Consider the following 14,759-nt stretch of genomic DNA (forward strand, 5'->3'; position numbering starts at 1 on the left):
GTGCCTGCCCTCTTGTTGGGGTAAACCCATTTCACATAAGTCTATTTTTAGTAAATCCTTAAGTATTAACCAGTTGTAAATAATCTGAGGCTTCGCATATCTCGTTATATGGAGACATGCCGCCCCCCATTGATCGGTTGCAGATTTCATGGCTTCGATGCAACCAGTAAGAGAAGGGGTTTGGCATGGCTACCGAAGGCTTCAACGATAATCTGTACGCATCCGACGCAGCTCGCGAAGACGCTGAGCGCCCGATCGAATTCCAGAGCGAACAGCAAATCCAGGTTGCGCAAGCCGAGGTCGCACCCTCTGCCGGTGCCGCGCCTGCCCCCGCCGCGGTTGCCCCAGTTCCCGCTTCCGTCGTCGTCGCCATTGGGGAAAACAATACGGTCAAGCTGGCGGCTGGTACGTCGATCGAACGCATCGAGATCGACGGCGACAACCTGGTGCTGGTTCAGCCGGACGGCACCCGCATCGTCATTGAACATGCCGCCTTGCATGTGCCGACCTTCGTCATCGACGACGTCGAGATCCCGCAGGAAGCGCTTGTTGCCGCACTCCAGGCCAATGACATCAACGTGGCGGCCGGTCCTGACGGAACGCTTACCGCTGCAGCCGGCGGTTCGGAAAGCGCGGGCGGCAATTTCGATATGCCCTTCCCCGGCATCGGCGATGCCGGCCCCATCATCGACCTGCTGCCGCCGACAGCGCTGCAGTTCGGCGCGCTGGACGAGCGTGAATTTTTCCCGGGCCGTACCAATCGCGGCCCATTGATCGATCTCGACGATGACGACGTTATCGGCGGCGGCGGTGGCGGCGAGGGAGGCAATGGCGCCGGAGGCATCGAGTTGACCGACAAGCAGGTCATGGAAGCCGGCCTTGGCATCGGGACCAACTCCGGTAGCAACAGCGAGTTCGTACATGGGGTCTTTACCCTTTCCGATCCCGACACCATCACCGATATCGTCAGCCTGACGATCAATGGCCATCTGTTCGCCATCGACAGCCTGGCCGGCAAATCCGTGGACGGTCTGTACGGCAGGCTCACCATCACCAGCTACGATGTCGCGACCGGCAAGGCGACCTATGTCTACGAACTGACCAAAGCCTTCGACACCAATCCTGACACCAACAATGGCGCCAACATCGAACAGGATCGCGACCTCTTCGACCTGACGGTCACCGACCGTGGCGGCCTGTCCGGAGAAGCAACGATCCGCATCGACATCGTAGACGATGTTCCCACGATCAGCATTACGGCTGCCCAGAACGGCCAGTCGGAACTTGCCGTCGAGCTCGACGAGACGGTGCAGTCGGGTAACGGCGATCAGCCTCCGGCCCTCGCAGCGCTTGCGGTGGAGGTTTCAGCCGGCAACGACCGCTACAATGGCGGTATCGGCGAAGGCGAGGATGCCGGTGGCAACGCCAACACCGACGATGCCGCTGGCGTGCTCGCGCGCGTCTCAACGGCGGTCGACGGTGGCTTGACGGCCCTTTTCGCCGTCACCAAGCATTACGGCGCCGATCTCCAGGGCCAGAACGACGTCGGCAAGTTGAGCCTCATCGGCATTCCCGAGACGGGCATTGCCACGAATCTGTCCGCTACCCACGGCGGCCCGATCACGCTCTACCTCGAAGGCGGCATGATCGTCGGCAAGGCAATGATCGGTGGCGTCGAGACCAAGGTCCTGACGATCGGGATTTCCGGCGCTCCAGGCAGCGAGCAGCTGACCACGACGCTCTTTGAAGCGATCAATCACGGCAGCGACGGCAACCGGTTCGATACCGAGGCGGTGCTCAAGCTGGTCGGCGACGGTTCGGTCAAGCTGCAATACGAAGTGACGATCGAAGACGGCGACGGCGACAAGACCACGGCGCAGGGCGCGATCGACCTCATCACCAATAGCGGCTCGGCTTTCTCCTTCGACGATGACGGCCCCACACTGACCGTCGATGCGAAGGAAGGTGCGCGGTCACAATTGATGGCCGAACTGGACGAGACGGTTGGATCCGACCGCTACAACGGCAGCGAGTCTCAGGATGGTGGCCCGAACGACGACGTCAATACAAACAATGGCCCTATCCTTGCCCAGACCATCACCAAGATCTCCGACGGCCTGACCAGCCTGTTCGAGATCGGCGGCGATGCCGGCTCCGATGGCGAGCGCGACACGAGCGGCAAGTTGAGCTTTGTCGGCATTCCGACTGAGGGCGTGGCCACAAATCTGTCCGCAACAGATGGTGGCGCGATTAAGCTTCTTCTTGTGAATGGCGGCATCGTGGGTCGCGATACCCAAGGCGACGATGTGTTCACCATCAACATCGTCTACAAAAACGGCATCCCTCAGTTGCAGACGACGCTCTATGAAGCGGTCGAGCACAGCGACGACAACATTTTCGACAGCGAAGCGGTCCTCCGACTTGTCGGCGACGGTTCGGTCCAGCTCCAGTATGAAGTGACCCGCATCGACGGCGATGGTGATTCCATCACGAAGTCGGCGACGGTCGACCTGATCTCGCCCAACGGCTCGGTCTTCACCTTTGACGATGACGGCCCGAAGATCCTGGACGCGCAGGGAACCAGGCATATCGTCGACGAGGACGATATGCGCACATCGCAGTCGACGGGCACCAGCCCTGACGACGGCAATGGCGACGGCTCCTACACGGGCGACGCCAGTGTGAACGCTGGCGGCGCGGCGACGGTGACCGGCACGCTGGCCGGCTATGTCGATTTCGGTTCCGACGGCAAAGGCGGCTTCTCGATTTCCGACCAGGCTATCGCCCATTTCACCAGCCTGGGGCTGAGTTCCAAGGGCGATGACCTCCAGTATTCCGTCAATGGTACGGTGCTGACGGCGGTCGCGGACGGCCGCACGGTTTTCGAGTTCACGATCAACCCGCAGACAGGCGCCTACGAATTCCGCCTGTTCGACCAGCTCGACCATGACCGGCCGAGCAAAGGTGCCGACCAGAACTTCGACCTTCAGGGCGCGGTCCAGGGCGATGTCGTCTGGCTCGATTTCGGCGCAGCGGTGCGCGCCACCGATGGCGATGGCGACTGGGTCGACCTTGCCGGCAAACTGGAAATCAAGGTCCGCGACGACGTTCCGGAACTGGTGAAGGGCGGCAMGGAGTTCGTCACCGTCGACGAGGACGATATTCTGAACGACCAGTCGACGGGCACCAGCCCTGACGATGGCAATGGCGACGGCTCCTACACCGGCAACGCCAATGTGAACGCTGGCGGCGCGGCGACGGTGACCGGCACGTTGGCCAATCTTGTGCATTCGGGGGCGGACGATGGGCTGACCTTCTCGTTCATCGGGGAGAGCAGCGTTCGCAGCCAGCTGACGCAGTTGCATCTGGAATCGCAGGGCCGCGAACTGAGCTAYGACGTGMAGGRCAACGTGCTCTACGGCTTCGTCAAYGCGTCCGGCATCGGCCAGGAGTACAACGAGGGCCAGGACCGGCCGGTGTTCAAGCTGACCGTCAATGCCGATGGCAGCTACRAGTTCGARCTGATCGACCAACTCGACCATGATCTGGGCGGCAACCAGAATACCGGCCTGCAGGGTTCGAACGCCAATTCGATCGACTTTGGCAGCCTGATCAAGGCAACGGACTTTGACGGCGACAGCGTCGTGCTGAAGGACGTCTTCAAGGTCACCGTCCGCGACGACGTTCCGGAAGCCCAGATCGGACTGGGGTCTGGCGCGCAATTGGTGCTGGACGAGAGCGTTGGCGCCGATGCGGCCGATCTGAATGCCGCCGACGAGGCAGGCATTCCCAACCCGTTTGCCGCCTATGGCGACCTGATCGGCCATGCCAAGGCGGGTGAAGGCACGCTGTTCGTCGACAATTCGAAGGGCGGCGCTGATGATGTGGCCGCCACGGTCTACTCCCTGACGCTCGGTGCGAACGGTTCGGGCCTGACGGACACCGCCACCGGCAGCGACATCCTGCTGAAGGTCGATGGCGACAACGTCATCGGCTATGTCATGGAAGGCGGCGCGGAGAAAGTCTCGTTCGTTGTCGCGGTCAACCCGGATTCCGGGTTGGTCGAGGTATTCCAATACCGCGCCATCCAGCATCCCAACACAAGTGACCATGATGAGGCGGGTGCACCGCAGACGCTGGCGAGCGGCGCCATCAGCCTCGTGGTCACCGTCACCGACTTCGACGGCGACTCGGACTCGGATTCCGCCGATCTCGGCGGGGTCATCCGGTTCGAGGACGACGGTCCGACGCTGACGCTCAGCCATGTGGACGGTATCGTCAACGGCCTGTTCTTCAACGGGTTCACGCCGAACAACGATGCCTGGGGCGACGGAAGCGGCTTCACCAACGGATCTGCTGCGGGATGGAGCATCGGATCCTCCGACGAAGGCGGCTCCGGCTCGACCTTGCTCGAGAAGGTCGGCGACGGCTATCGCGACGCGCACAGCCCGACCAACAGCGTCATGGTCGATCTGGAAGCCACGCCGGGCAACGTCCAGGTTTCGCAGGCCATCGCCGGCCTCGCCGACGGCGCGGTCTACAACCTCACCTTCGAGATCGGACGCGGTACGCCCAATAGTGGCGATCACACCGGCACCGCCAAGGTCGAAGTCTTCTGGAATGGTGAGTCGATCGGCGTCTTCGAGCCGAACACCGGCAATATGCAGACGATTTCGCTGCCGGTCACCGCGATTGGCGGCAACAACGGACTGGTCTTCAAGGAGATCGGCGTCAGCGGCGACAGCACCGGCACTTATCTGGCCAACGTCAAGCTTTCCAACATCATCATCGTCGACGAGACGAACGGCAAGGACGCCGATTCGAGCGAAGTCGATGCATCGAGCGTTTCGGCCTTGTTCAGCGGCGTCAATGCCGGGACCGATGCGGACATGCCGGCGACGCAATATGCGCAAGGATCGGGCTCCATCGTCGCTGTCAGCGTCGACTACGGCTCGGATGGCGCCGCGAAATCGGGCAAGCTTGCCTATGCGTTCGATCTCGGTGGCAACGGCCCGGTCGATTCCGGCCTGAAGACCACCGAAGGTAACGCGATATCCCTCGTCAAGGATGCCGACGGGCTCGTGCTTGGCGTCTATTCGAATAGTGATGAAGTTGCCTTTGCGCTGCATATCGATGCGGCCAGCGGCCAGGTGACCGTGGCGCAGTACGTCTCGATCTGGCACGGCGATACCGCCAGCCATGACGAAGGCGTTTCGCTCGACGCGAATACGCTCGGCGTGTCGGTCACGGCGACCGATGGCGACGGGGATTCCGTCACCAGATCGCTCGACATTTCAGGCAAAATCCGCTTCGAGGATGACGGCCCGGCCCTGACCGTGACGCCGAATGGCGAAGCGGTCTCCCTGCTGACGATCGAACTCGACGAGACGGTTGGCGATGATCGCTACAATGTCGGCGACACACCCGATGGCGGCAACCCTGACGATGTGTCCGGTGCGCTCGCCCAGGTGACGACGAGCCTTGGTTCTGGCGGTCTCTCCAGCCTGTTCGACGTCCATGCAACCTATGGCGCGGATGGCAAGGGAGCGGAAGAGGTCCGCACATTCGAGTTCACCGGCTTCCCGGCGCAAGGCGGCTTGCTCACTGAGCTTTCCGCGACGAATGGCGGCCCGATCACCCTCTATCTCGAAGGCGGCATGATCGTCGGCAAGGCGATGATCGATGGCGTAGAGACCGAGGTCCTGACGATCGGGATTTCCGGCGTTCCGGGCAGCGAGCAGCTGACCACGACGCTCTTTGAAGCGATCGACCACGGCAGCGACGGCAACCTGTTCGACAGCGAGGCGATCCTGAAGCTGGTCGATGGTTCCATCGGGCTGCAGATGACGGTGACCGTCACGGACGGCGATGGTGACAAGGTGACGAAGTCGGCCACGGTCGATCTCATCACGTCGGACGGCTCGCCGTTCCATTTCGACGACGACGGTCCGGTGATCACCGGCGTTACGCCCGATCAAGGCGTGTACGGCCCGGAACTGATCGTCAATGGCGGCTTCGAGGACGGCCACGGTCTTGGCGGCAGCAACTGGAACATTTTCGACGGAATAACCGGCTGGACCAAGGGCGACAGCGTGCCGTTCGAGGTCCAGACCGGCGGCGCCGGCGGCGTTCCCGGCAACAACACCGCCATCATTGAACTGGATGGCGACACGCAAACCAACGGCAGCGGCGGCGTCCTGCCCGACGCCCACGGCCACACCAACGCCACCATCCAGCAGACCGTGAACGGCACACACGCCGGCGAGACCTATGAACTTACCTTCCAGTATACGCCGCGCGGCGATGCTGCGACGGCCGGCATGAAGGTCACTTTCGGCGGCGTTGAGGTGACTTTCGACTCTGCCACCTATTCGCAAGGCCAGTGGCACACGGTCACGATCCAGGTCACTGCTCCGATGGACAACGCCGTGCTGGCCTTCACCGGCACGGGCACGCCCGACGAGTTCGGCGCGCTTATCGACAATGTCAGCCTCAAGGCGGTTCATTCACAATCGGTGGACGACGAGAACCTCGTTGACGGTATCGCCGGCGGACCCGGCGACGACGGTTATGGGCTGGTTTCCTCCGGCAAGATCGGTTTCGATGCCGGCAGCGACGGCCTGCGCTCGATCTCGGCCGAACTGACCAATGGCAGTCTGCAGGGCATTCATGTCGGCACCGACGGCGTCGGTACGCCTCACGATATCAATACTGCCTGGCAAGCCGGTCCGGGTGCCGGCGGCACACTGGTCGGGACGATGAAGGTCGATGGCACCGATGTGCCTGCCTTCACGCTCGAAATCCGTCCGGACGGCACCTACACCTTCACGTTGCAGGCGCCGCTCAGCCATCCCGGCCACGGCGATAACGGATCGTTTGAGGACAATCTGGCGCTCGATTTCGACTTCACCATCACCGATGGCGACGGCGACACGGCAAGCAGTTCGTTCTCCATCGATGTCGACGACGACAGCCCGGCCCTGCGCGATGGTGCATCGGCGACAATCACCGTCGACGAGGACGATCTCAGCAACCACGGCGGCGATTCCGGCAACTTCATTCTCTTCGACATCATCGAAGGCTCGGCCGGCTCCAGTCCCAATGACGTAAATTCGGGTACGGATGAAAACAACTACCAGCAGACGCACGGGTTCCCTCTCGGCGACGTGCTGAATAGCGTCCTGAACGGCTCGGTCGTCGGCAACGGCTCGCTGTCGAATCTGGTCGATTTCGGTGCCGATGGGGCGCAGGCAGGCGGCGGCTTCCAACTGAACGCCGGTGCGGTTGACGCGCTCGCCGGCCAGAACCTGACCTCAAAGGGAGATTCCGTCTCCTACACCTCGATTGAATCCGACGCCGGGTCGATCGTCTTCGGCTACGTCAGCAACATCAACGATGGTGCAATCGACGTCATCTTCGGCGCCCTGCAAACCCTGCTGAACGGTGAATCTCTGAGCTTCGCCCAGTTTTTCCAGTTGGGGCAGGCTCTTGGCGACCTGCCGCAGGGCGCGGAGTTCCGCCTGGTGTTCGCGCTGGGCGCGGAAAGCGACGGCGACGTCCAGTTCCGCCTCTTCGACCAACTCGACCATGGCGCGGCCGGCCAGACCGGCGACAGTGACCAGATCTCCATCGACTTCTCGGCGCTGTTCAGCGCGACCGACGGCGATGGTGACAGCATCGGCCTTGGCGAAGGAAGCTTTGTCGTCAAGGTCAACGACGATGGCCCGATGGCCGACATCGTACTGACACCGGGTGCCGCGTTGGTGCTGGACGAGACAGTCGGCGTCAAGGCCGGCGATGGCAATGCAAATGACGAGCATGGCGTGGCGGATCCTTTCGGCAGCGCCTACGGCCAGATCATCGGTCATGCGGGCATAGCCCAGGGTGCGTTGCTTGCAAGCACCATCAAGGTGGGCGCCGACGAACCGGGCAGTGTTTCCTTCTCGTTGAGTGCCGACAAGACGGAATCCGGGCTACTCGATACCGCCACTGGCGCTGAAATCCTGCTCAGGGCCGAAGCCGGGAAAATCATCGGCTACGTCAACGAAAATGGCGCTGAGAAGGTTTCATTCGTCATCACTGTCGATGCCGCCTCCGGCAAGGTGGACGTCTACCAGTTCCGTGCGATCCAGCATAATGATCCGAACGATCACGACGAAAGTGGCGTTTCGGCAGCAATGTTGGCGAACGGCGCGGTCGGCCTGACGGTCACGGTGACCGATAACGACAATGACAGCCGTTCGGACTCCGTCGATCTCGGGTCGATCATCCGCTTCGAGGACGATGGGCCGGTTGCGGTTGCGGACACCGGCTCGGTGCAGGAAGGCCAGACGCTTCACGTCGATGCGGATGGCGGCGTTCTCCACAACGATGCGTTCGGTGCGGACGGAAGCGCATCCGATGGGGCTGTGGTCGGCGTGCGCGCCGCAGGCTCCGACACGACGACGGCGGTGACCGCGGGCGTCGGCGATGTCATCCACGGCGTGAACGGCACGCTGACGCTCCTCGCCGATGGCAGCTACAGCTACACGGCGAACTCGGTGACGGATGGCCAGGGCGATGTCTTCGTCTACACGATCAGGGACGGCGACCGTGATTTGTCGACGGCGACGCTGACGATCACGCCGCAGGACGTTTCCGGCGGCACGGCCTCCGTTACGGCAGTGGCGGAAACGGCCTATGAGGACGGGGCTGACAATGCTTCCGGCCAGCGCGCCAATGACGGCACCGATGCCCTCCTGACGCTCACGTTCGATATGAAGGTGACGACCTCGGATGCGGGCGACCCGGTGGACAGCGCCACGATCGGCGGAATTCCGTCCGGCGCGACCGCATCGGTGACGCTGAGCGACAACACCGTGTTCATCCTGACCAACGGTACGCTGACACGCGGTGCGGATGCCGGTGTCAATCGCCTTCTCGACGATCTGAAGGCGGGCATCGAGGTGAAGGTCAAACTTGCGGAGCATGATTCACGAGACGTGACGCTGACGCTGCAGGCCAAGGTGGACGGCACGGATACGGGCCAGGCGTCCGCGACGACCGTGGTCGACACGGTTGCCGCCCAGCCGACGCTGGACAATCCGGCCGATCAGTTGGTGGGCGAGAGCAATGGCGACAGCACGAGTTTCACCGTGATGGTGACGGCCAATTTCGCAGATCTCGGCGATGGCAACGAGGCACACCAGATCCTGCTCGGCGGCCTGCCGGCGGGCTGGGCGGTGACCGGCGTTGCCGGCAATGGCGCCGTCCCCCTTGCCGGCACCGCGCTCGGCTCCGGCCTTGCAGATGCCTATGCCGGGCAGGGCTTCACCACCTATGGCGTGACGCCCGGTGCCGATGGCACCGTGACCCTGACAGTGACGGTGACGGGGCCAGGCACGGTCGACGCCGATGTCTCCCAGACGCTCAAGATCGTGGCGCGCGCCTATGACGTGCCGAGCGACGGCGAAGTGGCGGGCAACCTTGTCAATAACGTCGCGGTGGCGGAACAGGACGTCATCCTGACGGTGCAGAACGTCAACCAGCCGCTCGTCATCAACGACGCCGTTTCGGGCGTCGTCGAGGAAGAGCACGTATTGCCGGGCGGACTTGAGGATGCCGACGACTTGCGGGGCCTCGATACGGACGAAAGCGACTTCGGCTCGGTCACGAACCAGGTGACCGGCAGCTTCGCCACCAATATCGACCCAAGCGGCATCGACGGCGACTTGAGCTTCGATTTCGCAGCGCTATCAGGCAATCCGGCCGTTATGCGCACAGATGGCGACCCCCTCACCTCGGGCGGCCAGCCGGTTCTGTTTGCCATGGATGGCGGAAACCTCATCGGCTACGTCAACAATGGTGGCGGAAGTGGCTACCAGAATGGCACCGATACCAAGGTGTTCACGCTGACGCTGGATCATGACACGGGCGACTACACCTTCACGCTGAACAGCAAGGTGGACCACCATCCGGTCAATGCTGCCGACGATGTGGAAAACATCATTTCCATCAATCTCGATGGCCGCGTCACCGTCACGGACCACGGCGGCCCGGATCAAGACACCAACGTGGCACTCGATGCATCGATCACCGTGATCGACGATATTCCGGTCGGGACCAATATGACCGTGGATGCCGAAGCCGGTGTCCGCCCGAGCGTCAACATCGTGCTGATGATCGACAACTCGAGCAGCATGAGCGCCACAGATGCCGGGGATGGCAAGAGCCGGCTGGCGCTCGCCAAGGAAGCAGCTCAAGAACTTCTGAACAATACGGACATTGATTATAATAACGTGATGGTCGTGGAGTTTGATGGCAGCGCCCAGGTTAGAGGTGGCGGGTGGTTGGGTGCGGCCACTGCGCAGTCCCAAATTGCCGGTATCACTTTAGGCAGCGGTACCAACTATGATGCTGCACTAAATGCTGTCATGAGCAATTGGGGTGCAGGGCCGGGCGCAGCGACCAAGACCGTTGTCTACTTCATCTCTGATGGCCGCCCCTTCCAGCCATCTGGTAGCGCCGGGATCGATCCGACAGAAGAGAAGAAATGGATAGATTTCCTCACTGACAAAAATGTTGATGCTTCCTTTGCAATTGGCGTGGGCAAAGACATTCAAGGTCCGGCAAATCTGGAGCCTATTTCCTGGGAGACCGGAAATGCCGATCTGCCACCGGTCCTCATCACCCAGGCGTCGCAACTTGAGCCCTTGCTCACCGGCTCGCTGCCGGGCAATCCGAGCGGCAACATTTTCGACAATGGCGGCGGATTCGGTGCCGATGGCGGTCATGTGCAGTCGGTCGAATATAGCGGGCATACCTATACCTTTGATGGCACTCACCCGCAGGTTGTCATCACCGACGCGCTCGGCGGCAAGCTGATCTTCAACTTCGTAGACAATGGTCTCAACAAGGCCGGCGATTGGGATTACTACGCACCGACCAACAATGGCGGAGCACTGAAGTTCGACTACACGCTGGTCGACGGTGACGGCGACCATGCCAAGGGCTCGCTGACCATCAACGTCAAGGTGGACAGCACGCCGGATATCGGCGGTCTTGGGGTCGATGGCGGCGATGCGACGGTCTATGAGGCTGGACTTGCGGACGGCAGTGGAGGGCATACGGCTTCCGATAACGGCAGCTTCACCATCACCTCGCCGGACGGCATCTCCGCGCTGACCATCGGTGGCCAGTCTGTTGCGGTCGATGGCAGCGAAACGACCGTCACGACCGGACTTAGCAATGAGCTGAAGGTCATCGTCACCGACAATGGCAATGGCACCTATACTGTCAACTATACATACACTCTGACGGACAATGAGACCCACAATAAGCCAACCAATGATCAGAACCTGTTCGAAGATCTGACCGTCAAGGTTGTCGACAACGACTCTTCCGGCACCAAGGAGGAAGATACCGGCATTCTTCGCGTGAAGATCGTCGACGACGTGCCGACCATCAATCTGGTGGCCAATGATCCGTCGATCGTCCTGACCACGCAGGATGCGCAGACCATCGGATCGAACAGCGACAGCGATAGCACCAGCTTCGCCAGTGCTTTCGACGCGACGGTCACGCCGGGCGCCGATGGGGTCGGTGCAACGAACTGGACCTACGGTCTCAGCGTTACGACGCAGGGCATGTCGTCCGGCCTGTCGAGCAATGGTGCTGCGATCAAGCTGTTCATGGTGGGTGGCGAAGTGGTCGGCACGACTGCCGCGAAACAGGGAGGTATCTCTTCCGACAACACCATCTTCAAGATCGCGGTGGATGCGGCCGGCAAGGTCACCTTGACCCAAAATGCCGAGATCGATCACGTTCCGAACAGCGATACCGGCAATTACGATCAGCAATTGGCCAAGTTGGAAAATGGCCTGGTCAAGCTGAACGCCACGGCGACCGTGACCGATGGTGACGGCGACATTGCGACCTCGACCAAGTCGATCGATCTTGGCGGCAACATCCAGTTTGCCGACCACGGCCCGACAGCGCGCGACGATTTTGCCACCGTTGCCGAAGGGCACGGCCAGAATTTCAACATTGCGTTTGTGATCGACTTCTCGGGGAGTATCTCCAATAGCGATTTCAATCTGCAGCGCACGGGAATCCTGAAAGCCGCGAAAACCTTCTTCGAAGGAACGAGCGGAGATGTGTCGGTGTCGGCGATCGCATTCGCCAACGGCGCCTATGTCATGTCCGGCAGCCCGTACTCCAGCTATGCTGCCTTCGAGACGGCATTCAACGCAATCTCGAATAGTGGCAATCGCGGTGGCGGCTCAGGATTTACGAATAATACGAACTATACGGCCGCGCTTAACTCGACGATGGCCCATTTCGTGCCTGTCAACGGCGCAACGAACCACGTGTTCTTCCTGAGCGATGGGAACCCGAACCAGCAGGGTTCGGTGAGTACACCGATCCAGTCGGCGACTGCGACCCTATGGAATGCGTTCATCAACAACACCGCCTATGATGTCGAAGTCACCTCGATCGGCGTTGGCAGTGACATCCAGACTGGCCCGCTGCAGGCAGTTGACGTTGACGGTAACGGTGCGCCAATCATGCTGTCCGGCTTTGACGCCCTTGTTGACGGCCTGGTCGACATCATCTCCACGGGTGACGTATCCGGCAACGTGTTGGAAGGCACCGATGGACAGGCCAATACCGCCGACGACGACAGCTTCGGGGCCGACGGTGCGGGCCACATCCTGTCGATCAAGATCGGCGGCGTCACCTACACATGGGACGGCAACAACGTCATCGATCCCGACAATTCAGCCACCAACATCTCGGGCACCAAGCTCGCCAACATCGCGACGCCGGAGGGCGGCAAGCTGACCTTCGACTTTGCTACAGGCGAGTGGAGCTATGTCGCGCCGGAAGGGCACACGGGCACCGAGACCTTCACGTACAAACTCATCGATGGCGATGGCGACACTTCCAGCGCCAATCTGACGATCAATGTCGTGGCGCCGCTGGGGGCTCAGGACGACATCGTGCTGACCAACATCACGGACGGTTCGCCGATCGTCATCCCGACCGAAGCCTTGCTGCACAACGATGGCGGCGGCGACCAGTCGGGACCATTGAGCGTCCAAAGGGTCAGCAGCGCGGCCGGCGGCACGGTGGCGAAGCCGGGCGAAGTGGTGTTCGATCCGACGAATCCGTCTGAATCTCCCGTGTTTAACGAGAATTTCTCGTCGAACTCATGGGGCGGATTTACCTATCAGGACAATCTCTACGGCGGAACGGGTGAGGGTGCGGGCGGCTCACAAAAAAAAGAAGGCCAGGATGGCAATAACGGAGCGCTACACCTCGATCTGGGTGGCCGCGACAAGGACGACCGTTCAGATATGAACGGCGGCTTCCAGCGTACCTTCGAACTCTCAACGGCAGGGCTGGTCGCGATTTCCTTCTCCTACCGCGCCCAACTCAGCGAAAAGACGGACAACGGAGAAGACGTCAGGGTTCTGGCGCGGATCAACGACAAAAGTCTGGACAGAGATGGTTTCGTGCATGAACTCAAAGGCGCAGACGGCGATAACTCGCAGGATTCCGGTTGGAAAACCGTCACATATGACGTCGGACTCGCTGCCGGCACCCACACGCTCGACCTTGGTGGCCTGATGACCGCCAAGACCGATAAAGACGAACACGCCGATATCGACTTCGACAATGTGTCGGTGAAAGTGACGCCAAACGTCTTCAGCGACGGCTCCTTCGAGTATGTCGCCAGCGACGGCACGAGCCAGGACAGCGCCACCGTCACGGTCAAGGCCGTGGAAGGAAGCACGATCACCGGCACCGATGCCGACGAGATTCTCATCGGCGGCGGCGGCAAGGACACGCTCATCGGCGGCGGCGGCAACGACTATCTGGTTGGCGGGGCCGGCGACGACATCCTCATCGGCGGTGACGGCGACGACATTCTTGCCGGTGGCCTCGGCCACAACACGCTGACGGGCAATGACGGCAACAATACCTTCGTTATCGACCATGCGGCGCTCACCGAGGGGCCGGCGATGGCCGATATCATCACCGACTATGAGTACAAAGTGGTTGGTGGCGATGAGGTCGATCTCTCCGCACTTCTGGGGGACAACGTCAACGCTGACAATATTGGCAATTTCGTCCGCACGCTCGAAGGCGGGGATGGCGCAGCCGACAAGTTGCAGGTGAACGAGAGCGGATCGGGCAACGACGCCGACTTCACCACCGTTGCCTTCCTGAACGCCGATGCCGGCGTGAAGATCCTCTACGATGATGATCTGTCAACTACGGTCAATCCTCACACCCCTTGATCAAGGGACAAGCATCGGCCGGCTTTCGCACCGGCCGATGTTGAATTCACGCACTGGTTGTTGTAGCTGTACTGGTGCAAGTTGGGCAGGTTTACGGGGACACGGAGCAATGATTTCAGCGCGCAAGATTCTGGCGATGGCGGCCTTGCTTTCCGTCGCCCTACCGGTGCAGGCAGCCGATCTCGGCGATGGCTACAATCAATGCCAGTTGGCGACCGGCTCCACCTTGCTCAGCCAGACCAGCAATGCGGCGCTCACCGAAGACGTCGTCAAGCTGATGAACGAGGCGGTCAGCGTTGCCGACGACAGCCAGTGGATCAATTCGCGGCGGCCGGCTTTCACCTGGGCTTCCGAAGCCAAGGCGGCATGCGGCAAGGCTTACGGCTACCTCCAGGCAAATTATCGCGACGACGACTCCATCAACAAGTGCGAGTGCTTCCACACCCGCATGGTCCAGTACATGAACTGACGGCG

At 61.3% G+C, this 14,759-nt stretch carries 2 protein-coding genes; both read left to right on the forward strand.

Annotated elements, in window-relative coordinates:
• Window positions 1–185 precede the first annotated feature (185 nt).
• Entirely contained in the window at window positions 186–14,285 is a 14,100-nt protein-coding gene (locus ASD64_RS03875; protein WP_056100962.1) for a DUF5801 repeats-in-toxin domain-containing protein, read from the forward strand.
• A 109-nt stretch (window positions 14,286–14,394) separates the two neighbouring features.
• Window positions 14,395–14,754: a hypothetical protein gene (locus ASD64_RS03880; protein ID WP_056100966.1), complete on the forward strand. Its 360-nt coding sequence runs from the start codon at window positions 14,395–14,397 to the stop codon at window positions 14,752–14,754.
• The last annotated feature ends 5 nt before the right edge of the window (window positions 14,755–14,759 follow it).

It is taken from the genome of Mesorhizobium sp. Root157 (genome assembly GCF_001427385.1).
In the GTDB taxonomy this organism is placed as follows: Bacteria; Pseudomonadota; Alphaproteobacteria; order Rhizobiales; family Rhizobiaceae; genus Mesorhizobium.